General features: G+C 72.0%; 17 protein-coding genes. 12 read left to right on the forward strand and 5 right to left on the reverse strand.

Annotation, left to right across the window (positions count from 1 at the left end; translation table 11 throughout):
• Window positions 1-9 precede the first annotated feature (9 nt).
• The 3 genes from AB0C27_RS17630 (at window position 10) to AB0C27_RS17640 (ending at window position 4,647) form a co-directional block, all read left to right on the forward strand.
• Window positions 10-1,389 (forward strand): MFS transporter, encoded by a 1,380-nt coding sequence (locus tag AB0C27_RS17630; RefSeq protein ID WP_357844767.1) that lies wholly within the window; start codon window positions 10-12, stop codon window positions 1,387-1,389.
• 13 nt (window positions 1,390-1,402) lie between these two features.
• Window positions 1,403-2,407: an enolase C-terminal domain-like protein gene (locus tag AB0C27_RS17635; RefSeq protein ID WP_357844770.1), complete on the forward strand. Its 1,005-nt coding sequence runs from the start codon at window positions 1,403-1,405 to the stop codon at window positions 2,405-2,407.
• Window positions 2,408-2,469: 62 nt separating this feature from the next.
• The gene (locus AB0C27_RS17640) at window positions 2,470-4,647 is read left to right on the forward strand and encodes a class I SAM-dependent methyltransferase (RefSeq protein ID WP_357844773.1); all 2,178 of its coding nucleotides are present in this window, start codon (window positions 2,470-2,472) and stop codon (window positions 4,645-4,647) included.
• A 6-nt stretch (window positions 4,648-4,653) separates the two neighbouring features.
• On the opposite strand, the gene AB0C27_RS17645 is transcribed toward AB0C27_RS17640, so the two are convergent.
• A complete protein-coding gene (locus tag AB0C27_RS17645; RefSeq protein WP_357844776.1) occupies window positions 4,654-5,964 on the reverse strand; it encodes an MFS transporter in 1,311 nt (436 codons plus the stop codon).
• An 89-nt stretch (window positions 5,965-6,053) separates the two neighbouring features.
• Here AB0C27_RS17645 and AB0C27_RS17650 point away from each other — a divergent pair, with 89 nt between their 5' ends.
• Together AB0C27_RS17650 and AB0C27_RS17655 are read left to right on the forward strand one after the other, a co-directional pair.
• A complete protein-coding gene (locus AB0C27_RS17650) occupies window positions 6,054-6,743 on the forward strand; it encodes a GntR family transcriptional regulator (protein WP_357844779.1) in 690 nt (229 codons plus the stop codon).
• The gene (locus tag AB0C27_RS17655; RefSeq protein ID WP_357844782.1) at window positions 6,740-7,828 is read left to right on the forward strand and encodes a mandelate racemase/muconate lactonizing enzyme family protein; all 1,089 of its coding nucleotides are present in this window, start codon (window positions 6,740-6,742) and stop codon (window positions 7,826-7,828) included. The genes AB0C27_RS17650 and AB0C27_RS17655 overlap by 4 nt, the downstream gene beginning before the upstream one ends.
• A gap of 93 nt (window positions 7,829-7,921) precedes the next feature.
• Here AB0C27_RS17655 and AB0C27_RS17660 read toward each other — a convergent pair whose 3' ends face one another.
• Together AB0C27_RS17660 and AB0C27_RS17665 are read right to left on the reverse strand one after the other, a co-directional pair.
• Complete coding sequence (locus tag AB0C27_RS17660) at window positions 7,922-8,494, reverse strand: ankyrin repeat domain-containing protein (RefSeq protein ID WP_357844785.1); 573 nt, start codon at window positions 8,492-8,494, stop codon at window positions 7,922-7,924.
• Window positions 8,495-8,552: 58 nt separating this feature from the next.
• Complete coding sequence (locus tag AB0C27_RS17665) at window positions 8,553-9,692, reverse strand: ROK family protein (protein ID WP_357844788.1); 1,140 nt, start codon at window positions 9,690-9,692, stop codon at window positions 8,553-8,555.
• 107 nt (window positions 9,693-9,799) lie between these two features.
• Here AB0C27_RS17665 and AB0C27_RS17670 point away from each other — a divergent pair, with 107 nt between their 5' ends.
• Genes AB0C27_RS17670 through AB0C27_RS17680 form a run of 3 tightly spaced genes read left to right on the forward strand, consistent with a single transcriptional unit; the run spans window position 9,800 to window position 12,170 of the window.
• Window positions 9,800-10,705: a glutamate ABC transporter substrate-binding protein gene (locus AB0C27_RS17670; protein ID WP_357844791.1), complete on the forward strand. Its 906-nt coding sequence runs from the start codon at window positions 9,800-9,802 to the stop codon at window positions 10,703-10,705.
• A complete protein-coding gene (locus AB0C27_RS17675; protein WP_357844794.1) occupies window positions 10,705-11,349 on the forward strand; it encodes an amino acid ABC transporter permease in 645 nt (214 codons plus the stop codon). The genes AB0C27_RS17670 and AB0C27_RS17675 overlap by 1 nt, the downstream gene beginning before the upstream one ends.
• On the forward strand, window positions 11,346-12,170 hold the full coding sequence (locus AB0C27_RS17680; RefSeq protein ID WP_357844797.1) for an amino acid ABC transporter permease: 825 nt from the start codon (window positions 11,346-11,348) through the stop codon (window positions 12,168-12,170). Before AB0C27_RS17675 ends, AB0C27_RS17680 begins: the two co-directional genes overlap by 4 nt.
• Here AB0C27_RS17680 and AB0C27_RS17685 read toward each other — a convergent pair.
• Entirely contained in the window at window positions 12,133-13,611 is a 1,479-nt protein-coding gene (locus AB0C27_RS17685; RefSeq protein WP_357844798.1) for an LCP family protein, read from the reverse strand. The two genes, AB0C27_RS17680 and AB0C27_RS17685, sit on opposite strands and share 38 nt — an antisense overlap.
• Before the next feature lie 191 nt (window positions 13,612-13,802).
• Between AB0C27_RS17685 and AB0C27_RS17690 the strand changes: the two genes are divergently transcribed.
• A complete protein-coding gene (locus AB0C27_RS17690) occupies window positions 13,803-14,795 on the forward strand; it encodes an enoyl-CoA hydratase-related protein (protein ID WP_357844801.1) in 993 nt (330 codons plus the stop codon).
• Window position 14,796: 1 nt separating this feature from the next.
• Entirely contained in the window at window positions 14,797-15,756 is a 960-nt protein-coding gene (locus AB0C27_RS17695; protein ID WP_357844804.1) for an alpha/beta hydrolase, read from the forward strand.
• Here the strand turns inward: AB0C27_RS17695 and AB0C27_RS17700 are convergent.
• Complete coding sequence (locus AB0C27_RS17700) at window positions 15,729-17,222, reverse strand: prolyl oligopeptidase family serine peptidase (RefSeq protein ID WP_357844807.1); 1,494 nt, start codon at window positions 17,220-17,222, stop codon at window positions 15,729-15,731. The two genes, AB0C27_RS17695 and AB0C27_RS17700, sit on opposite strands and share 28 nt — an antisense overlap.
• Before the next feature lie 105 nt (window positions 17,223-17,327).
• Here AB0C27_RS17700 and AB0C27_RS17705 point away from each other — a divergent pair, with 105 nt between their 5' ends.
• Both AB0C27_RS17705 and AB0C27_RS17710 read left to right on the forward strand, forming a co-directional pair.
• A complete protein-coding gene (locus AB0C27_RS17705; RefSeq protein ID WP_357844810.1) occupies window positions 17,328-18,437 on the forward strand; it encodes an exonuclease SbcCD subunit D in 1,110 nt (369 codons plus the stop codon).
• A complete protein-coding gene (locus tag AB0C27_RS17710; protein WP_357844813.1) occupies window positions 18,438-22,655 on the forward strand; it encodes an AAA family ATPase in 4,218 nt (1,405 codons plus the stop codon).
• Window positions 22,656-22,820 lie beyond the last annotated feature (165 nt).

Below are 22,820 nucleotides of genomic sequence, written 5' to 3' on the forward strand. Positions count from 1 at the left end.
CGTTCCGGTATGACGACGACGATGGAGAAGACGGCGGCGGCCCCCAGCGTGGTGGCCCCTCAATACCGGGCGCTGAGCGTCGGGCTGGTCGCCCTGGTCATGTTGCAGGCGTTCGAGGCCATGGCGGTGGCCACGGCGATGCCCGTGGTGGCGCGCGATCTTGACGGCATGCACCTGTACAACCTGGCCTTCAGCGCCACGCTGGCCGCCAGCGTGATCGCCACGGTGCTGGGCGGACGATGGAGTGACGTGCGGGGGCCGCTCCCGCCGATCGCGGCGGGGGTGGCGGCGTTCGTGGCGGGGCTGCTGCTGGCCGGGCTCGCGCCGACGATGGAGTTGTTCGTGGCGGGCCGGTTCGTGCAGGGCATCGGGATGGGATTCACCCAGGTCGCCCTGTACGTCCTGGTTGCCCGGGTCTACCCGCCGGCGATGCATCCCCGGGTCTTCGCCCTGTTCTCGGCGGCGTGGGTGGTGCCCTCGATGATCGGCCCCGCCATCGCCGGCTTCGTGGTGGAGAACGCCGACTGGCGGCTGATCTTCCTCGGCGTCACGGTCATCGTGATCCCCGCCGCGCTGCTGCTCTGGCGCGGCACCGCGGGCAAGCTTGCCACCGGCATCGACGCCACGCCCGCCTCCGGCCTCGGACGCAAGCTCGGCTACGCCACGCTGACCGCCGTCGCCGCCGCACTGATCCAGTACGGCAGCGCACTCAAGCTGGCCGGCCTGCCCCTGCTCGCGGCCGGGGTGGTGCTGCTGGTCATCGCGCTGCCGAAGCTGCTGCTGCCCGGCTCGCTCCGGGGCGCCCGCGGTCTGCCGACGGGGCCGGTCCTGCGCGGCCTGGCCTTCGGCTCGTACACGGCGGCCGAGGTGCTCATCCCGCTCATGCTCATGAACGAGCGCGGCCTGAGCGCCACCGGCGCCGGCGTGGTGCTCACCATCGGGGCGCTCGGCTGGTCCACCGGCTCGTGGATCAAGGGCCGCGGCATGATCGGCAACCTGATGGCCATCCGCGGCGGTGCCGCCATGATCGCGGCCGGCATCGCCATGGTGAGCCTCGTGCTCGTCGAGCAGGTGCCGCTCGCGGTCGCGTACGTGGCGATGGCCCTGGTCGGGCTCGGCATCGGCGCGCTGCACCCGACGGTGTCGGTCCTGGTGCTGGAGATGTCCAAGAAGGGCGAGGAGGGTGACAACTCCGCGGCCGTGGGCGTGGGGGAGTCGGTGTTCACCGTCATGGCCGTCGCGATCAGCGGCGCCCTGTTCACCGCCGCCGCCCAGAACTACGCGGCCGGTCTCGCCTTCGCCGTCGCGCTTGCCGTCCTGGCCGTAGTACTGGCCCCGCGTTTCGTGTACTCCTCGGCACCGGGCACTATGGAGGAGACCGCGTCATAGAAAAGGGGGGTTCATGCCGCGAGTGCGGGAGCTCGAGGTCTTCCGGCTGCTGCTGCCGTACGGCAGGAAGTCGGAGACCCTGCTCGTCAAGCTCACCGACCACGGCGGCATGACCGGGTGGGGCGAGGCCACCTCGCCCCCGGCCAAGACGTGGGCCAAGCTGGAGGAGACGCTGGCCGCACAGCTGATCGGGATCGACTGGGAGCATCCCGACACCGTGCCGACCGGCGAACCGGCCGTCGACATGGCCTGCTGGGACCTGTGGACCAGGATGCGCGGGGTGCCCCTCGCCGAGGCGATCGGCGGCACCCGCACCTCGCTCGTGGCGACCGTGCGGCTGACCCCCGACTCGTCCGTCGAGAGCCTGGTGTCCCGGGTCAACCAGCAGGTCTGCGCCGGATACGGGCACGTCACGGTGGACGTCAGGCCCGGCTGGGACGTCGAGCCCATCCGCGCGGTGCGGCAGGCGTACCCGGCTCTGACGCTCGCCGTCGACTGCGGCAACGCCTACACCGACCTGGACCAGCTGCTCGCGCTCGACTCATACGGCCTTGAGGTGATCGAACGGCCGTTCGCGGTCGCCGACACCTACTCCCACGCCTCGCTCCAGGACCAGGTGACCGCCTCGGTCGCGGTCGAGGCGGGCTCGTCCGCCGAACTGGACGACTACCTGACCCTGCGGGCGGCGCGCGTCCTGCTGCTGCGGCCGTCCGCCTTTCCCTCGCTGTCGGAGGTACGCCGGGCGCACGACCGCGCGGCGGCGGCCGGCTGGGACATCCAGTGCACGGGCGGCCAGGGGGCCGGCCTGGCCAGGGCGGCGACGGTGGCGGTGGCCAGCCTGCCCGGGTGCACGCTGCCGTGCGACGTCACGCAGCCGCCCCGGCAGAACCAGATCGTCACGCCGATCGTGGGTGCCAACGCCGGGGTGATCGCGGTGCCGTTGACGCAGCCGGGGCTGGGGCACGACATCGACGAGACGCGGTTGCACCGGATGGCCAAGGAGTCCTTCCGGGTGTGACGTCGGCGTGATCACTTTCCCCTACCGTTGTCCCGAAATTTCGGGATATCGAGGGGGATGCGGTGGAGCTGACCAGGGAACGGATCTTACGCATTCTCCTGACCAGGCATCCGGCCTGGCTGGTGCCGGAGCCGCTGAAGATCGTCATCGGCATCGTCGTGATCTGCGCCGTCGGAGCCGCCTTCACCGTGCCCGCCGCCGCCCTGGGCGGCTTCGGGCTCCTGATGATCGTGGCGGTGTGGGCCGCCGCGCTGTGGGCGTTTCTGGCCGCCCGGGTGCCGCGTACGTATGAGTGGAGCTGCCCGCGGCTCCCCCTGGACGACCAGCCGCGATTACGCGCCGTGATCGAGGAGGCCGGGCGGCTGGCCGGGCTCGACGGCCTGCCGACGGTGCGGCTGACGGCCGATCGAGGCGTGTGGGTCCGCGTCAAGGGGGACGGGCAGGTGGAGCTGATGATCGCCACTTACCTGCTCCTGGGGATGAGAGCGGAGGAACTGCGCACGTTCATCCTGCGCGAGCTGATCAGTGCCCAGCGGTGGTCCTGGCACGAGCAGTGGGCGGTCACACTGGTGCGCGCCCATCGCGACTGGGAGTGGCTGGCCGCGGCCTGCGCGCCGGTGCGTCACGCCCTCACGGCCGAGACCGCCGCCCTCGTCGGCTGGAAGGCCCTCTTCGCCGCCACGCGCGCCGAACTGGTCGCGCGGCAGGCGTTCCGGTGGCATCTGACCCGGTACGCGACGAGCTTCGCGGGCAAGGGGTGGGCGAGCGACCTTTATGAGAGCTTCCGGTGGAAGATCCACGAGGACGAGCTGATGACCCGGGTCCGGCCGCGAGCCGAAGAACTCTCCCGCGCCCTCTCCGACGCGGTCGAACTCGAGTGCGGCGGCTATCCCGCCCGGTCCGGTGAGTCCCACGATGAGACCGGTGACGGGCGCGGCGATGCGGGCGCTCCTATGCCCGGCGATGAGCCTCGTGGTGGGGAACGGATCATGGGCGATGGCGAATGGTCGCCCAGCTCGGACGGCGGCGTCCTGGAGAGTGTGGGGCCCGCGCTCGAACTCCGGCTGAACAAGGTGCTGGCCTACCAGGTGGCAGGCGGGGTGAGCCTGTCGCTGTTCGCCAGGCCGTACCGGCTGAGCGAGGTTCCCGCGCACGAATGGACCGCCCCCATGGTGATCCAGCGCGCGGCCGTGCTCGAAGCCGCCACCCAGCTCCTCGGCCGGCCCGCCACGAACCTGGACGTCGTCGAGCTGGTGGTCGCGGGGCGCGCCGGCGAGCTGGAGTGGTGGCACAGAGAGGGCCCGTGCGCGCACCCCACGCCCGGCGTCTGCGCCCTCATGCCCCTGTTCGACGTGGCGCTGCGCCGCCGGGGCTACACGCACGAACACGTGTTCGCTCAGCGCGTGCTTCTCGGGCCGACGGGGGACCGGGTTGACCTGGTAGAACTTTCGAAGAAGACCGAATCAGGCGAGCCGTGGGGGCTCATGCTCGGAGGGCCGATGACCGGAGACGACGCGGAGGCCGACGCCATCCGGCTGGCCGGTGAGTCGCTGGCGGCCGGTGACGCGACCGGCTGGTTCGAGCGGCTCTACGCCGAGTCCGCGACCGGCGACGCCATCGTCCCGTGGGACTCGCGCTCACCCCACCACCTGCTGACGGAGTGGGGCGACCAGCAGTTCGCCGCGCCCGGCGGAGGTGTCGGCAGGTCACCGGAGAGAGCGGCACCCGCCGTGGGCGCCGAGGACTCGCGTGGGCGGGCCGAGGGTTCGCGTGGGCGGGCGCTGGTCGTGGGGGCCGGGCTGGGTGACGACGCGGAATACGTGGCGGGGCTCGGATTTCAGACGGAGGCGTTCGACGTGAGCGAGTCGGCGGTCCAGCTCGCCCGCAAGCGCTTCCCCGGCAGCCAGGTGCGCTACCAGGTCGCCGACCTGCTGGATCCGCCGAAGGAGTGGCACCGCGCCTTCGCCCTGGTCGTCGAGGTCATGACCGTGCAGTCCCTCCCGGAGTCCCTGCACGGGCGGGCCATCACGGGGGTGGCCGGGTTCGTCCGGCCGGGGGGCACGTTACTGGTCATCGCGACGGGACGAGACGAGGACGCGCCGGTGTTCCCGCCGCCCTGGCCCCTGACACCGTCCGAGATCACGGCCTTCGCCGCGGAGGGGCTGAAGGCGGCCAAGATCGAGGACCTGCGGGGCGGCGAACGACACCGCTGGCGCGCCGTCTTCCACCGCCCCGCCTGACAGCGGCTATCGGGCGGGTTCCGTGGTGGGGAGACCGAGGGGTTCGACCCGCTTCAGGATCACCGCGTACGTGAACGCGCCCAGCAGCGCCACAGCCGAGATCACCATCAGCGGCACGGTGAACGACGACGTCCGGTCCACCAGGACGCCGATCATGATGGGGCTGATGATGCCGGCGAAGTTCGAGGCGAAGTTCTGGATGCCGCCGATCGAGGCCACGTGCCGGTCGGCGGGAGCCACGTCGGCCGGCAGCGACCAGATGTTGGCGGCGGCGAACGTCGAGCCCGCGTACGCCACCGACAGCAGCGCCAGCGCCATCCACGCCTCGGGCACCCACACGGCGATCCCGATCACGGTCGAGACCAGGAACCCACCGGCGATGAACGTCTTCCTGACCTTGGTCACCGAGTCGCCGGCCGAGATGCGGCGGTCGGCCAGCCAGCCGCCCAGCCACTCGCCGCCGATCGCCACCAGGCCGGGCAGCGCGCCGAAGAGGCCCAGCGTGAGCAGGCTGAAGTGCCGCTCCTCCACCAGGTAGGTCGGGAAGAAGGTGAGGAAGAAGTAGACGACCATGTTGAGGCAGAAGAAGCCCAGCATCATCGCCCAGATCGTGCGATAGCGAAACAGGTCCCGCCATCGGATCTGGTCGCCCTCACCCTCGTCGCCCTCGAAGCCCCGTGCCCCGCCCTCGCGCAGGTAGTCCAGCTCCTCCTGAGTGATCTTCGGGTGCTCCTGCGGGTCGCGGTAGGCCCGCCACCACCCGTACGCCCACAGCAGCCCTGCCACGCCGATGATCGCGAACGTCCACCGCCAGCCCAGCCAGGCGATCAGCGTCGTCACGATGGGCAGCGCGATGACGCCGCCCACCCGGGAGCCGGAGTCCCAGATCCCGGTGGCCAGGGCCCGTTCGTGCTTGGGGAACCAGCGGCCGACGACCTTGGCGCTCGTCGTGGCGGCCGGGCTCTCCCCGACGCCGAGCAGCAGCCGCACCCCGAAGAGCGAGGCGAAGCTGCCGGCGAGGGCCGTCAGGGAGGTGAACAGCGACCACCACACGGCGGCGAACGTGAACGTCCTGCGCGGCCCGTACCGGTCGACGAACCAGCCGGCGGCGAGCTGGAAGAAGTCGTACGACCAGAAGAACGCCGCCAGGATCATGCCCTCCTCGGTCTTGCTGAGGTGGAACGTCTCACCCATGAACGGCAGCGCGACGCCCAGGCTGGCCCGGTCCAGATAGTTGATGACGAGCCCGGCGAAGACGTAACTGATCATGTACCAGCGCAGCCGGCCGTGGACGGTGCTCCGGGAGGTTGTGGCCATGGCAATCCTCAGTACAATTTCCTATTGGATAATTCGGACATGTTGCCTAGAGTTCACCACTGACGTCAAGTGAGTGCCGCAGGAGAGAGATGACAGGCAGTGAGCTGAAGGGGCCGGTACGCGCCGCCCGCCGCAGCGTCCTCACCGAGGACGTCTACGAGCGCGTCAAGAGCCTGATCATGAACGGTGAGCTCGAACCGGGCGCCCGGGTCAACATCTACGCGGTGGCCAGGCTTCTCGACGTCTCCCAGACGCCGGTGCGCGAGGTGCTCTCGGCCCTGGAGTCGGAGGGCCTGCTGACCAAGGAGGCGCTGCGCGGCTATTCGGTGGCGCCCGTGCTCAACCCCACCCAGGTCGCCGACCTCTACCAGCTCAGGCTGCTGCTGGAGCCATGGGCCGCCGCCAGGGCCGCCGAGCGGATCGACCCCGGCACCGCCGCCCGCCTGCGCGCCGAATTGGACAGCGTCCCGCAGGCGCCGCAGGGCACGCGGTACGAGGACTACCACGCCATCGCCGCCCACGACGCGCGCTTCCACGACCTGGTGGCCGAACTGTCCGGCAGCCCCGCGCTGCGCGAGTCGCTCCAGCGCACCCACTGCCACCTGCACCTGTTCCGCATCGAGTACGAGGGCAGGCGCAGCGGCGAGCCCACGCTGGCCGAGCACGCCCGCATCGCCGAGACCGTCACGGCGGGCGACGCCCAGGCGGCCGAGCAGGCGATGCGCGACCACCTCGGCGCCGCCCGCGACCGCTTCCTCCGGATGGGACCATCGACATGACGAAGATCGTCAGCGCCTCGGCCGCCCTGGTCGACCTGCCCGTGGAGACCGTCAGGACGGACGCCGTGCAGGCGTTCGTCAAGCAGGAGACCATCGTCGTGGACCTGCGCACGGACGACGGCCTCGACGGCACCGGCTACTCCTACACGATCGGCACCGGCGGCCGGGCCGTGCTGTCCATGCTCCGCGACCACCTGCTGCCCCTGCTGGAGGGCCGCGACGCGCGGGACGTGGAGGCGGCCTGGCGTGAGCTGTTCGCCGTCACCCGCGCCACCACGGTCGGCGCGATCACCTCCCTGGCCCTGGCCGCCGTGGACACCGCTCTGTGGGACCTGCGCTGCCTGCGCGCGGGCGAGCCGCTGTGGCGCCTCGCGGGCGGCTTCCGCCGGGCCGTCCCCGTGTACGACACCGAGGGCGGCTGGCTGCACCTGTCCACCGATGACCTGGTACGGGGCGCGCTCGCGGCCAAGGAGTCGGGCCTGCGCGGCGTCAAGCTCAAGATCGGCCGCCCCCGGGCCGAGGAGGACGCCGAGCGGGTGGCCGCCGTCCGCGCCGCCGTGGGGCCGGGGATGGACATCATGGTCGACGCGAACCAGTCGATGACGTACGCGGAGGCCAGGAGGCGGGCGCACGTGCTGGAGCCGTACGACGTGGCCTTCTTCGAGGAGCCGCTGCCGGCCGACGACGTGCAGGGGCACCGGGAGCTGGCCAGGTCCACCTCGATCCCCGTGGCGGTGGGGGAGTCGCTGTACTCGGTCGGCCAGTTCCGCGACTACCTGGCGCGCGGCGCGGCCTCGGTGGTGCAGGCGGACGTGGCCAGGGTGGGCGGGATCACGCCGTGGCTCAAGGTGGCCCACCTGGCGGAGGCGTTCAACGTGGCCGTGTGCCCGCACTTCCTGATGGAGCTGCACGTCAGCCTGGTGGCGGCGGTGCCGGCGGGCACGTACGTGGAGCACATCCCGCAGCTGCGCGCCGTCACTCGCACGGAGCTGCCGATCGAGGACGGGCACGCCGTCGCACCCGACGAGCCCGGCCTGGGCATCGCCTGGGACAGGAACGCCCTGGACGACCTCCGCGTCGCGTGACCAGGCCCGCGAGCCGTCCGCCAAGATCGGCGCGCCGCCTCTAAGGCGTCGGACGGCTCAAATCGGCGCGTCGCCCGTGAGACGTCGGACGGCTCAACCAGCCGGATGGCCGTCCGGCGGGCCGGGGAGGCGGGATTTCAGCAGGTGGACGATCTCGGCGTGGCCGGTGCCGAGGAAGTGTTCCGAGCGCAGTTCGCCCGCCTCGTCCCGTACCTCCGCCACCACCCGTACGTCGCCCCCTTCCGACCGCTCCCGCCGCACCTCGATCCGCGCCCCCGGCGAGGCGTACGCGCCGGCTCGCGCGCGCACCTCCGCCTCGGCGTCGCGCCCGGCGAGCTCGCGGGCGGCGTCGAGGGGGCTGTGCCCGCCGGCGGGCGCGGGGTCGGCGCCACGGTCGAGCAGCGCGGTCACCGCGTCGAGGTGCCCCCAGCACGCGGCGGCGCACAGCGGCAGGCCCTCGTCCTCCGCCCCGCTCTCCTTGCCGGGGTCGCCGCCGGCCGCCAGCAGCGTCCGCACGATGGCGGCATACCCCTGCACGGCGGCCCGGTAGAGCGCGGTGCCGCCGTCGTCGCCGGGCGCGTCGGGGGACACGCCGGCGGCGAGCAGCCGCCCGACCTCCTCGCTTTCGCCGCACGTCGCCGCCGTCACCAGGTCCTCTCCTGTCATGAGCCCCAGTCTGTACGGCCTGCCGCCCCCTATCTACCGAAATATGGGTATAAAAAATCTACAATGTAAGGGCGGCCTCCAGGAGCAGCGCGCCGGCCCCTTGAAGAGCGGCGTCCCGTCCCGCCCGCGCCGGCGCGATCTCCAGATCCCTGGTCGCCAGCGGCAGGCAGCGCTCCCAGACCGCCGCCCTGATCGAGGTCAGCAGCGGCTCGGCCGCCGACAGGCTGCCCCCGACCGCCACCACGTCCGGGTTGAAGAAGTTGACCAGCACGGTCAGGACCTCGCCCATGCGCCGGCCCGCGCCGCGCACCAGGCTGGTGGCCTCGGGGACGGCGTCGTTGACCAGCGTGACGATGTCGGCCGGGCGGGTCACCGCGATGCCGGCCTCGGTGAGCGCGGTCATCAGCGCGGCCCCGCTCGCGTACGCCTCCAGGCAGTCGGGGTGGCCGCAGGCGCACATGACCGAGGAGTCGGAGCGGACGCGCACGTGGCTGATGTCGCCGGCCGCGCCCCGGCCCCGGTGCAGCCGACCGCCCGCGATGACGCCGCAGCCGATGCCGGTGCCGGCCTTGACGACCATGAGGTTCTCGGTGCCCGGCCACCATCGGGCCTCGCCCGCGGCCATCAGGTTGGCGTCGTTCTCGACCAGGACGGGCAGGTCGTAGCGGGTGGCGAGGTGCTCGGCGACGGGGAAGTCGTTCCAGCCGGGCATGCGCGACGGCGTGACGACGCGCAGCGTGGCGGGGTCGACGGGGCCGGGGACGCCGGTGCCGACGCCGCGCAGGGGGACGCCGGCGGGCACGTGCTCGGTCAGGAGCGCGTCGAAGGCGTCGGCGATGCGGTCGAGGGTGCGGCGTGGGCCTTCGGTGATGTCGCAGGGGTGTTCCTCGATGACGAGGGGGTCACCGCTGAGGTCGAGGAGGCCGAGCCGGACGTGGTGCGCGCCGAGGTCGGCCACGGCCAGCACGCCCGCGCCGGGGGACAGGCGCAGGCGGCGGGGGCGGCGCCCGCCGCGTGAGGTGCCGGCGCCCTCTTCGGCGAGGAGGCCGGCGTCGATGAGTTCCTCGACGCGCAGTGAGACGCTGGAGGCGGCCAGGCCGGATAAGCGGGCCAGCTCGGCGCGTGACTCGGCCCTGCCGGTGGCGACGAGGCGCAGCAGGTCGCCCTGTGGCCCTTGCACGGGCAGCCGCTGGTTCATGTGAGATACCTACCATGTCAAGACTTACGCCGACAACGTATTGACTTGCTACGAAATATCCCACTACGGTCCGGCTTATCTTCGAAATCGAAGGAAGTGAGCTGTTCATGAAGAGATTCGTCGCCGTCGCCGTCGTCTCACTGTTAGCCCTGGCGGCCTGCGGTGAGTCGAGCAGCCCCGCCGTGCCAGGAGCGTCGCCGCAGCAGAGCGATGTGGTCGCCAAGGCGCCCGTCGCGGCTGCTGCCGAGATCCTGCCCGGTTCGACCATGGAGAAGATCAAGCAGCGCGGCGAGCTCATCGTGGGCGGCTCGCTGGACGCGCCCCTGCTCTCGCAGCAGAACCCCGTCTCGGGTGAGGTCGAGGGGTTCGACGCGGAGATGGGCAAGGCGCTGGCCACCTACATCCTGGGCGAGCCCAAGGTGAAGATCGTCAACTCGGCGTCGGAGACCCGGGAGGCGCTGCTGGCCAACGGCACCGTGGACGTCGTCTTCCAGACGTACACGATCACCGAGGAGCGGGCGAAGCAGGTGGCGTTCGCGGGCCCGTACTACACCTCGGGTCTGACGATCGCGGTGAAGAAGGGCACGACGGGCATCGCCAAGCCGGAGGACCTGAACGGCAAGAAGGTCCTGGCGGGCGCGAACACCCCGGCCATCCCGGCGATCAAGAAGCTGGCGCCGCAGGCGGAGATCCTCACGTTCGGCAGCGACCCCGAGTGCATCCAGGCGCTCAAGCAGGACCGGGGCGTGGCGTACGTGCAGGACGAGACGATCCTCATCGCGGACGCGAAGAAGGACCCGTCGATCGAGATCGTGACCAAGCCCTTCACCGAGGACCCGTACGGGATCGGCCTCAAGCACGGCGACGACCAGTTCAAGAAGTTCGTCAACGACTGGCTGAAGAAGATCCAGGACGCGGGCGTCTGGCAGGGGATCTGGAAGAACTCCATCGGCACCGTGGTGACCGGTGAGGCTCCCCAGCCCCCGCAGATCGGCTCCGTGCCGGGGTCCTGATGCCGGTCCTCTTCGAGCACCTGCCCGAGCTGTGGCAGGGGCTGATCGTGACGGTCCAGCTCACCGCCGCGTCGTTCGCCGGCGCGGCGGTGCTGGGCATCCTGGTGTGCGCCCTGCGGGTGAGCCCGGTCGGGGTGCTGCGCGCGCTCGGCACGGCGTACGTGGAGACGTTCCAGAACCTGCCTCTGCTGGTGCTGCTGGTCCTGGCGTTCTTCGGCCTGCCGGAGATCGGGCTGCAGGCGCCGCCGCTGGCGACGGCGATCATCGTCATCGCCGTGTACGAGGCCGCCTACATCGCCGAGGCCCTGCGTTCGGGCGTGAACTCGGTGTCGAAGGGCCAGGGCGAGGCCGCCAGGGCGATCGGGCTGACGTTCGGCCAGTCGCTGCGGCACGTGATCCTGCCCCAGGCGCTGCGGACGGTCGTGCAGCCGCTCGGCAACATCTTCATCGCGACCGCGATGAACACGGCGCTGGCGGCGGCGGTCGGGGTGGTGGACCTGACGGCGGCGGCGCACCGGGTGAACCTGGTGGAGGCGCAGCCCATTCCGATCTTCGTGGGAGCGGGCGTGGCCTACGCCCTGATCGCGTCGATAGCCGGGTTCGTCACGGGCCGGCTGGAGCGCAGGCTGGTGATCCTGCGATGAGCACCGCGCTGTTCGACGAGCCGGGGCCGCGGGCCCGGCGGCGGATCAAGGTGGCGACCGTGGCGGGCGCGCTCGCGGCGGTGGCGCTCGTGGCGCTGGCCGTGCGGCAGTTCGCGGCGAACGGGCAACTGGACGCGGAGCGCTGGCAGCCGTACGCGACGTGGCCGATGTGGCGCTACCTGCTGGACGGGCTGTGGTCGACGTTCCTGGCGGCGGTCGTCTCGGCGGCGCTGGCCATGGCGCTCGGCCTGGTCCTGGCCCTGGGGCGGCTGTCGCACCGTTCGTGGGTGCGCGCTCCCGCCGCCGCCTACGTCGAGGTGGTCCGGGTGATCCCGGCGCTGCTGCTGGTGTACGTGGTGCTGTTCGCGCTGCCCCGGTACGGGCTGGACCTGCCGCTGTTCTGGAAGCTGACCGTGCCGCTGACGGTGTCGAACGCGGCCGCGTACGCGGAGATCTTCCGGGCCGGCATCGTGTCGATCGAGCGCGGCCAGACGGAGGCCGGACTGGCCGTCGGTCTGACCAGGTTCCAGGCGATGCGCCTGGTCGTGCTGCCGCAGGCGGCCCGGCGGGTGCTGCCGTCGATCGTCAGCCAGTCGGTGGGGCTGCTGAAGGACACCTCGCTCGGCTTCGTGGTCAGCTACGGGGAGCTGCTCTACAGCGGCAAGGTCCTGGCCGCCTACAACGGGCTACTCATCCAGACGTACCTGGTCGTCGCGCTGATCTACCTGGTGGTCAACGCGTCGCTGTCGAAGCTGGCCCGCATGCTGGAGACCCGCCAGCGTGTCAGCCCTTCGCGGATGAGCCGCCGCAGCCTTCCGTGAGGCCCTGCGCCGGGTCCTGGCCGTCCTTGGCCTGCGGCTTCTTGGGGCTCCTGGTGGCAGTCGGCGTGGACGTGGGCGTGGACGTGGGCGTGGACGCGGGCGTGGACGCGGGGGAGGCGGACGCCGCCACGGGCGCCTTCGGGCGGCCCGACGCGCGCAGCGCCTTCTCCGCGATGTCGCGGATCTTGTCCCAGTCGGGGTAGCCGGTGTTGATCAGCGGCGGTACGAACTGCACGCTCGACACCTCGGCGTCCTTGACCTTCAGCGCCAGCGGCACCAGGTGCTGCAGCATCGGCCGTGGGATGTCGGTCCTGATCAGCTCCTTGGTGGCCAGCGCGATCTGGTTGAACCTGGTCAGCACCGTGGCCGGGTCGGCCTGGTTCAGCAGGGCGCCGAGCACGCACCGCTGGCGGCGCATGCGGGTGTAGTCGTCGGAGTTGGTGCGCGAGCGGGCGTACCACATGGCGTCGGCGCCCTTGAGCCTGCGGGTGCCCGCCTTGACCAGGCCCTCGTTGTACTTGCCGAAGACGACGTCCTGCTCGACGCTGATCCGCACGCCGCCGATGGCGTCGATGAGGCGGGCGAAGCCCCACATGTTGACCAGGGCGTACCAGTCGACCTCGACCCCGAGGGTGTAGCCGATGGTGTCCATCAGCACCTTCGGGCCCTGGTGCTGCTTGCCGCCGAAGATCTCGGGGTGGGCGTCGGCGTACTCCCAGACGCTGTTGAGCAGGTCGCTGCTGCCGCCGTTGGCGTCCTTGGGCAGGTCGAAGCCGCCGGGGAAGCGGCGGGCCATCGGCGTGCCCGGGCGGAAGCGGACGTCCTCCAGGTTGCGCGGCAGGCTGAACAGCACGGTGTTGCCGGTCCTCACGTCCACGCTGGCCAGGTTCATGCTGTCGGTGCGCACACCGGTCCTGTTGTCGTCGGCGTCGCCGCCGAGGAGCAGGATGTTGACGCGCTGCCGACCGGCCCAGGGATCCTCGGGCTTCGGTTCGGGAGGGGGCGGCTCGCCTTCGTTCTCGGGGGCGGTGAAGATCCGGTCGAGGGTCTGGCGCGAGGTGCCGGCGGACTGGGCGGCGTACCCGAACGGCACCACCACCACGATGGCGAGCAGGCCCGCCACCGTGCCGGTGAGGATCTGCCCCGACTGCGTCAGCCGGCCGGGCCGCAGCACGACGAACGAGTGGACGATCAGCGCGAACCAGGCCAGGCCCAGCACGATCCCGCCGATCATGATGGCGGTGAGCCAGGAGTCCTGGGTCGCCGAGCCGGCCAGGGTGCCGAGGTCGTTGGACAGGACGAAGCCGAGCAGCGCCAGCAGCAGGGCGGCGTAACAGGAGATGAGGGCAAGGCCGGTCCTGCGCCGGCCGGCGCGCAAATGGGCGGACCCAGGGGCGAGTGCCGAGAGCACCAGCCACCCGAGGACCGCTCCGGCGCTCATCGGTTCGTCAGCCTGCCGCACGCCTTCCCCGTTTCCCCGCGAATTCCACCATAGGCGCAAAGTCCGCGACCCGCGGTGAACCACGCGGTCGCGGTCGCCTCAGGCTCCCGTAGCGGCGGCAGCCTACCGATCGGATACGAAATATCTGTCTATCGATGGGTGAACATCAGTAACCGAATAAGATTCGGGGCATGGCCTTCTCTGAGATCGCGTACGAAGTGACCGATCAGGTCGCCACCGTCACATTGAAGCGTCCCGAGCGGCTGAACGCCTTCACCTTTACGATGCGCGGAGAGTTGATCGAAGCCTTCGACCTGGCCGACGCCGACGACGACGTCCGCGCGGTGGTGGTCACCGGGGCGGGGCGGGCGTTCTGCGCCGGGGCCGACCTGGGCGGCGGCGGAGGCACGTTCGCCCGACGCGACAGGACCCGCGACAGGACCCGCGACAGGGCCCGCGACAGGGCCTCGAAGGGTGAGGCCGCGGGCGGTGAGGGCACGGTGGAGAGCGCGGTGGGTGAGAGCGCGCGCGGTGAGACGGTGGACCGCGAGACCGTGGAAAGCGAGACCGTCGACGGCGTGCCGCGCGACGGCGGTGGCACCGTCGCGCTGCGGATCGCCCGCTCGCTCAAGCCCGTCATCGGCGCGATCAACGGGCCCGCCGTGGGCGTCGGCGTCACGATGACGCTGCCCATGGACGTGCGGCTCGCCTCGGAGACGGCCCGGTTCGGGTTCGTGTTCGCGCGGCGGGGCATCGTCACCGAGGCCGCCTCGAGCTGGTTCCTGCCCAGGATCGTCGGCATCGCCCAGGCCATGGAGTGGGCCGCGACCGGGCGCGTCTTCCCCGCCTCGGAGGCGCTCGAAGGGCGACTGGTCTCGCGTGTCTATCCGGCCGATGAGCTGCTGCCGGCGGCGTACGCGCTGGCCCGAGAGATCGCCGAGAACACCTCGGCCGTCTCCGTGGCCGCCGTCCGCAGGCTGATGTGGTCGGGCCTGTCGGCCGCCTCGCCCTGGGAGGCGCACGCGGCCGACTCGCGCCTCATGGCCGAGCTCGGCGGCGCGCCCGACGCGGCGGAGGGCGTGACGGCGTTCCTGGAGAAGAGACAGGCCGACTTCCCGATGAAGGTGAGCAAGGATCTGCCGCCCGGTATCCCCTCATGGCTCGACGATCCCTATCGTGTCTAGCATGTACGAGATCACCGTGCTGCCCATGCCCGACGACTTCGAGGGCGAGGTCGTGGCGACGCTGGTGTCCAGGAGGGCCGAGACCCCCTCCCGACGGGCCGTGCTCTACCTTCATGGGTTCACCGACTACTTCTTCCAGGACCACCTGGCCGAGCACTACGTCCAGCGCGGCATCGACTTCTACGCCCTCGACCTGCGCAAATACGGCCGATCGCTGCTGCCGCACCAGACCAGGGGCCTGGTCAGGAGCGTCACGGAATACTTCCCCGAGATCGACGAGGCCGTACGCGTCATCCGGCGCGACCACGACGAGCTGACGATCAACGCCCACTCCACCGGCGGCCTGATCGCGCCCCTGTGGGCCGACAGGGTCCGCGGCCGGGGCCTGGTGCAGGGGCTCGCGCTCAACAGCCCGTTCTTCGACCTCAACGTTTCCACGCCGCTGCGGCTGGCCGCCGATCTGCTCAAGACGCCGCTGTCGTACACGCGCAGGGCCCTGCCGCTCGGCTCAAGCAACGTCTACGGCCGCACACTGCACCGCAGCGAGCAGGGCGAATGGGACTACGACCTGGAGCTCAAGCCGCTGGGCGGCTTCTCGGTGCACGCCATGTGGCTGGCCGCCATCCGGCGGGCGCAGCGGCGGCTGCACGCGGGCCTGTCCGTGGACGTGCCCGTCCTCGTCCTCGCCTCCGCCACCGGCCTGCGCGTACGCGACTTCGTGCCGGAGGCGCGCTCGGCCGACGTCGTGCTCGACCCCCGGCAGATCGCCCGCTGGTCCACCGCGATCGGCCCCCACGTGACCTGCGTACGCATCCCCGACGGTGTGCACGACCTGGTGTTGTCGGCCGAGCCGGCCCGCAAGCAGGTCTTCGCCGAGCTCGACCGCTGGATGAACACCTACATCCACCAGGGAGCCACCCAGGGGCTCCAGGCTCACCAGGGGAACGAGAACAGCCCGTAGTAGGCGGCGGCCACCAGCAGCAGCCCCGTGCCGCCCAGCACGCCCGCGACCGTCACGTGCTGCCAGCGGCCGGGCCGCAGCCCCTCACGCAGCGCCGACACGAACGCCGCCACCGCCGTGACCTCCTGGATCAGCATCAGCACCGCCAGCAGTCGGACGACCAGCCAGCCCGCCAGCACGGCGGGCCAGGCGCCCGCCTGGTTCACCGAGAACAGCACCAGCAGCGTGATGAACGCCACCACCGAGGCCAGCAGGCCCAGCCCGGTCCACGCCATCCGGCTCAGCCGGCGCCTGATCGGCGGCCACAGCCTGGCGTTGGCCTCCACGGGGGTCTGGTCGCGGTGCCGCAGGCGTACGAGCATGGCCGCGACCGGGCCCGCCACGTAGCCGACGGCGGCCAGGCAGATCGTCAGCCCGAGCATCGTGCCGCCCGCGTACCACGGGGCCGCCGGCACGTCGCTGGCCTCGAACCGCTGGACCGGCGTCGCGCCCGCCATGTGCACCGCCGGCCTGGCCGTGCCCGGCAGCCCCTTGATCCAGTTGGCCAGCGTCTCCAGGTAGCCGGCGGTGAAGTCGCCGCCGTTGACCCGCATGGCGTGGTCGCCCTTGGCCATGAAGCGGATCGTGTAGTCGTCGTTGCCGGCCATGTGGAGCGCCTTGATGAGCGCCTGGGTGGACTCGACGAAGGGGATCGACGGGTCGGTGGTGCCGTAGAAGGCCAGGACCGGCTGCTTGACCTGGCTCAGCGCGGGCACCGCGTCGTAGCGCAGGAAGTCGAAGCCGACCCCGCCCATCGCCCTGGTCAGCAGGTCGCGGGCGCCGATGGGGGCGCGCAGCCGCAGCAGCTGCTCGTTCAGTGCCCAGGCGACCTGGCGCAGCGGCGAGACGTTGGGCGAGGACACCAGCACCATGAAGCCCACCGCGGTGCTCTTGGCCGCCGCGATCGGCACCACCCAGCCGCCCTCCGACACGCCCCAGATGCCCACGCGGGCCGGATCGACCTCGGGCCGCGTGCGCAGGAACTCGACCATCCGCAGCGCGTCGTCGGCGAGCAGCCCGAAGTCGCGGTCGCGGAAGTTGTAGCCGATCGTGCGCTTGTCGAACGCGATCGTCACCACGCCCGCCTTGGCCAGGAACTCCGCCTGCGGCGTGAACTCCTCCCGCGAGCCGTTGCCCGACCCCGAGACGAACACCATCGCCGGATGCCGGCCAGGAGTGAGCGGCACCCGCAACGTGCCGTCGAGACGCTGGCCCTCCGCCGGCAGCGAGATCGCCTCCCGGCGGATAGGATCGGCGGCCACGACGGGCTTCAGCTCGTGGGTCGGCTGCGCCGGGATGGACCGGAAGGCCGCGTCCGTCTTGAGCGGTGGCGGGTCGAACGCGGGCGGCAGCACGTATCCGACCGAAGCGAGAGCCACCAGCACCAGGCCGGCGGCCATGCTTAAAGTGCCACGGCCAGTGCGCATCGGCCTCCCCAACTGCGTCGGTTTCCGCTGATCTTTCAGACTACTCCTGGCGTGTGGGACAGGAGAGACCGCATTTGTCGGTGAGAACTGTTAGCTTCCTGCGACATGCGGATCCTGCACACCTCCGACTGGCACCTCGGGCGCTCCTTCCACCGCGAGAGCCTGCTCTCCGGGCAGGCCGCGTTCGTCGACCACCTGGTGGAGACGGTGCGGGCCGAGCGGGTCGACGTGGTGGCGATCGCCGGCGACGTCTACGACAGGGCGCTGCCCCCGGTCGACGCCGTGGCCCTGCTCGACGAGGCGCTCGGCCGGCTGCGCGCGGCCGGCGCGCGGGTGGTGCTGATCAGCGGCAACCACGACTCGGCGCTGCGGCTGCGGTTCGGCTCGGCGCTGTTCGAGTCCGCGGGTGTCCACGTGCGCACCTGGCCAGGCCAGTCGTGGGAGCCGGTGCTGGTCGACGACGTCGCCTTCTACGGCATCCCCTACCTGGAGCCCGAGCTGGTCAGGGCCGACTGGGAGCTGCCCGACCGCAGCCACACCGCCGCCATCACGCACGCGATGACGCGCATCAGGGCCGACGCCCCACGCCACCGCGCCTCGGTGGTGCTGTCCCACTGCTTCGTGACCGGCGGGCAGGCCAGCGACAGCGAACGCGACATCAGCGTGGGCGGCGTGGCCCACGTGCCGCTGAGCGCGTTCGACGGCGTCGACTACGTGGCGCTCGGCCATCTGCACGGCCGCCAGCGCATGTCGGAGACCGTCCGCTACTCCGGCTCGCCGCTGGCCTACTCCTTCTCCGAGGTGGGCCACGTCAAGGGGTCGTGGCTGGTCACGCTGGGGGAGGAGACCGCGTTCGTGCCCGCCCCCGTGCCCCGGCCGGTCGGGCGGCTGCGCGGCGAGCTCGACGACCTGCTGAGCGCTCCGCGTTACGCCGCCTACGAGGATCACTGGCTGCAGATCGTCCTGACCGACCCCGTACGCCCGAAATCGGCGATGGACCGGCTGCGCGCCCGCTTCCCCCACACCCTCGCCCTGTCCTTCGACCCGGCCGGCGGCGCGCCCGCCGCCCAGCCCGTGCGCCTCAACGGGCGGCCGGAGGCGGAGGTCGCTCTCGACTTCGTCAGGGAGGTGCGCGGCGAGCCTGCCGCACCCGAGGAGGAAGTGCTGCTAAGACAGGCCATCGAGGCGTCGAGGGTGAAGGAGACGATGGCGTAGATGCGGCCGCACAGGCTCACGCTGACGGCGTTCGGGTCGTTCCCCGGCACGGAGACGGTCGACTTCGACGCCCTGGCCGAGGCGGGCCTCTTCCTCGTCCACGGCCCCACCGGCGCGGGCAAGACCACGATCCTCGACGCGCTGTGCTTCGCCCTCTACGGCCAGGTCCCCGGGCAGCGCAACAGCGCCCGCAGCCTGCGCTGCGACCACGCCCCGCCCACCGTGGGGCCGTCGGTCACACTGGAGGTGACGCTCCGCGGCCGGTTACTGCGCATCCAGCGCTCCCCGGCTTGGCAGCGGCCCAAGCTGCGGGGCACGGGGTTCACCGAGGAGAAGTCCAAGGTCGTCCTGTCGGAGTGGCAGGGCGCCGACTGGCACGGCCTGACCACGCGTCTCGACGAGGCCGGCGACCTGGTGAGCGGGCTGCTGGGCATGAACGCCGGGCAGTTCTGCCAGGTGGCGATGCTGCCGCAGGGCGACTTCGCCAAGTTCCTGCGGGCGGACGGGGACGAGCGGTCGAAGCTGCTCGAACGGCTGTTCACGGTCAAGGTCTTCACGGCGGCCGAGTCGTGGCTGGCCGACCACCGCAAGCTGGCCTGGCGGGAGGCGCAGGAACTGCGGCAGCAGGTGGATTTCGCGGTCAAGCGGGTGGAGGAAGTGGCCGGCGCCGATTTGCCCGCCCTGCTCGCCGCACGCACCCTTGCCGCGCCGGCGCCCGTGGACACGGTGGCGGCCGAGGGCGCGACGACGTCCGCCGGCCCGGCGTCGGCCGATCCCGCGCCCGGTGAAGTGGCGTCCGAGACCCCGCTCTTCGACTGGCCCACCTCCCCATCGCTGTCCGATTCCGCCGCCAAGGACACGACCGGGAGAGACAGAGCCGAGCCAGACACGCCCAAGGGGGACAAAACCGAACGAGACGCGACCGAGGGGGAGTCGACCGGAGAGGCCGAGGGGGAGCCGGTCGGGGAAGAGGTGCCGACGCCGGAAGACGATCCGCTGCGCTGGGCCGGGGCACTGCACGATGCCGCGCGAGCCGTCGTAAGGCGGGCCGATGGCGAGCTCGCCACCGCCGGGCACGCGGTGCGAGCGGCGCGGACGCGGTTCGACCAGGCCGCGGCACTCGCCGACCGGCAGCGCCGCCACGCCGAGGCCCTCACGCTGCGCCGTACCCTCGACGAGCGCGCCGACGAACGCGCCGACCTGCAAGCCATCCTTGACGACGCCGCCAGAGCGGATCGGGTGCGCCCGCTCATCACCGTCGCCGGGCAGCGCGCCGAGGCCGCCACCAAGGCCCGCACGATGGCCGCCGACGCCTTCGCCCGAGCCCGCCCCCTGCTCGCCGCCGCCGGAGCCATCGCGCACCAGAGCCAGACCCCCACCTACCAGGGCCATACCGCCGCAGATCAGATCCCCTCCTACCAGGGTCATACCGGCACACACCGGGGCCAGTCTCTCGCGCAGCAGGGCCAATCCTCGGCGCTCTCGGACGCTCCGGACGTTGCTGAGGCGGCGGCGGGTTCGCCGTCCGTGGCCGAGCTGGCGGCGCTGGAACGGCGGCGGCAGGACGAGATCGCCCGCCTCCAGGAGCTCCTCACCGAAGAGGCCAGGCTGTCGGTGGTCCGCCGCGACCTGCTGCGCGTGGAAGAAGAGCTGGCCGGTCTGATCAGGGCCGACGAGGACGTGGCAGCCCGGCTGGCCAGGCTCCCCGAGCTCATCGAACGGGCGGAGGCCAGACTCGCCGAGGCCCGGGTCGACGCCGCCAGAGTGCCCGCCGCGCGTGCCGTACGCGATGCCGCCGCCCATCTGATCGAGATCGACCGTGAGCTGTCCAGACTGGCGGCGGAGCTCGACACGCTGGCGCAGCGCGAGGCCGAGGTGGCCGCCGCGGAGGCCGAGCTGCCCGAACGGCTCGCCGACGCGAACGCGGCCCTGGCGGACGTACGGGCGCAGGCGGCGGCCGTACCGGCGGCGAACGCGGCGCTCGACGCGGCCAGGGCGGCACTGGAGGCCATCCACCGCCGCGAAGCCCTGGCGGGCGAGCTGGAGGCCGCCGCCGCCAGGCATCAGGTGCTCGTCGACCAGGCTCAAGCCCTGCGCGAACGGTGGCTCGACCTGCGGCAGGCCCGCGTCGACGGCATGGCGGCCGAGCTGGCGCGCGACCTGGCCGACGGACGGCCGTGCGCGGTCTGCGGTTCTGAGCACCACCCCCACCCGGCCTCGCCCGCCGAGAGCGCACCTTCGGCCGACGACGAGCACGAGGCCGAGTCCGCCCACGAGGCGGCTCTCGCCGACCGGGAGGAGGCCGAGCGCACCCTCGCCGCCATCGGGTCCCGCCACGCCGACGCCGTCGAGGCCACCGCCGGCCTCGACGTCGACACGGCCGCCGAACAGGTGGAACAGGCCACGCAGGAGCTCGACCGCCTGCGATCGGTGGCCGACCGCGAACCCGCCCTGGCCGCTACGCTCGAACGCATCGAGACCGAACGCGAACGCGTCCGCGACCAGGCCAGAGAGATCGCCGAAGCCCTCGCCGCCCACCGCGCCCACCGCAAACAACTGACCGCCGAACGGATCCGCGTCCAGACCCAACTCGCCCAGACCACGGCGAACATCGGACCTGGGGCGGGCGCGAACGCTGCTTCCCCGAACACCCGCGCGGACGCTGGTCCGCTGCACACGCGGTCGGACGCTGGTCCGCCGAACGCCTGGCCCAACGCTGGTTCGTCACACATCCGGCCCCAGGAGACCGCATCCGGCGGCGACACCGGATCCGAGCGGATCTCGGCCGGTGGCGTGAACGACACTGCGACGGAAAGACCCGCCGTCGCTGCGACAGACGTGTCAGACGGCACCATGGTCGCGAGGGCCGCAGCCGCTGCGGCGGGCGGGCAAGGCGACGCCGGGGCCGCGCCGTTCGAGGCCGGTGCGTCAGTCGCGTCAGGTGACAACGCGGCCGACGGGGTCGCGGTGCTTGCTGCCGCCGAGCGGGAGTTGCGCAGGCTGGAGATGTCGGCGGCTCAGGAGGCCGCGCTGGCGCAGGAGGCGGAGAAGCTCAACCGTGAGCGGTTGGAGCAGGAGGAACGCGGGCGCCGGGTGGCCGCGCGGCTGGCCGCATGCCGTACCAGGCACGAGGAGCTGAGCGGCGACGCCGGTCGGTTGAGCGCGCGGCTGGACGCGGCGCGCGGCGGCGACGCCACCCTCTCCGCCCGCCTGTCCCGGCTCAACGACGAGGCCGAGCTGCTGGGCGAGGCGCTGGAGGCCACGCAGGCGGCGGTGGCGGCCCGCGCCGAGCGCGACGCGGCCCGGCGGGCGGCCGAGGAAGCGGCACGCGAAGCGGGGTTCGGGGACGTGGGGGAGGCGGAGGCCGCGTACCGGAGCCCGGCGGAGCGGGAGGGCAAGGCGGAGCTGCTGCGGCGGCTGGACGACGAGCATGCCGCCGTGAGCGGCGTGCTGGCCGATCCCGAGCTGGTGGCGGCGGCGGCCGAGCCCGCGCCGGACCTGGCCGCGATCGAGGCCGAGCGCGACGAGCTGGAGGCGGCGTACACCAGGCTGTCGAGCGCACTCGACCGGGCGCGGGCCAGGGCGCGACGGCTGGAGGAACTGCACGCCGAGCTGTCCGAACGCATCGAGCACTGGCGCCCGGCGGCCGAGCGGCACCGGCTGGCCGAGCGGATGGCGGCCCTGGCCAGCGGCACCTCCGGCGACAACCAGTGGAGCATGAGCCTGTCCTCCTACGTGCTCGGCGAACGGCTGCGCCAGGTCGTGGACGCCGCGAACGAGCGGCTCGACCACATGTCGGGCGGCCGCTACCTGCTGCGGCACGACCTGCGGAAGACGGCCGGCTCCCGCACCCGCGCCGGCGGCGGGCTGGGGCTGCGCGTGGCCGACGGCTGGACCGGCGTCGACCGCGATCCTGCCACTTTGTCCGGCGGCGAGAGCTTCATCACCTCCCTGGCCCTGGCGCTGGGGCTGGCCGACGTCGTCACGGCCGAGGCGGGCGGTGCGGAGCTGGGCACGCTGTTCGTGGACGAGGGGTTCGGCACGCTCGACGAGGACACGCTCGACAGCGTCCTCGACATCCTCGACGGGCTGCGTGACGGCGGGCGGGCGGTGGGCATCGTCAGCCACGTGGCCGAGCTACGCTCCCGGATCCCCGCCCAACTCAAGGTCACCAAGACCCGCACGGGCTCCACGCTGCGGGCGGTGGGCCTGAGCTGACCTTCGCACCTCGGACGCGGCCGGGTGAGATGGCGCTGAGGGCTCTGCTCTCGGGGCGGTGCCTGCGCTGGTCGCGTAGGGGCTCCAGCGGAGCGCGCCACGAGGCCGTTCGGGGGAGATGACCTTCGTGCCGGGCGCGCACTACGCTGGACCGGCCGAGAGAGC

Origin of the sequence: Nonomuraea sp. NPDC048882, assembly GCF_040649755.1 — a bacterium.
In the GTDB taxonomy this organism is placed as follows: domain Bacteria; phylum Actinomycetota; class Actinomycetes; order Streptosporangiales; family Streptosporangiaceae; genus Nonomuraea; species Nonomuraea maheshkhaliensis.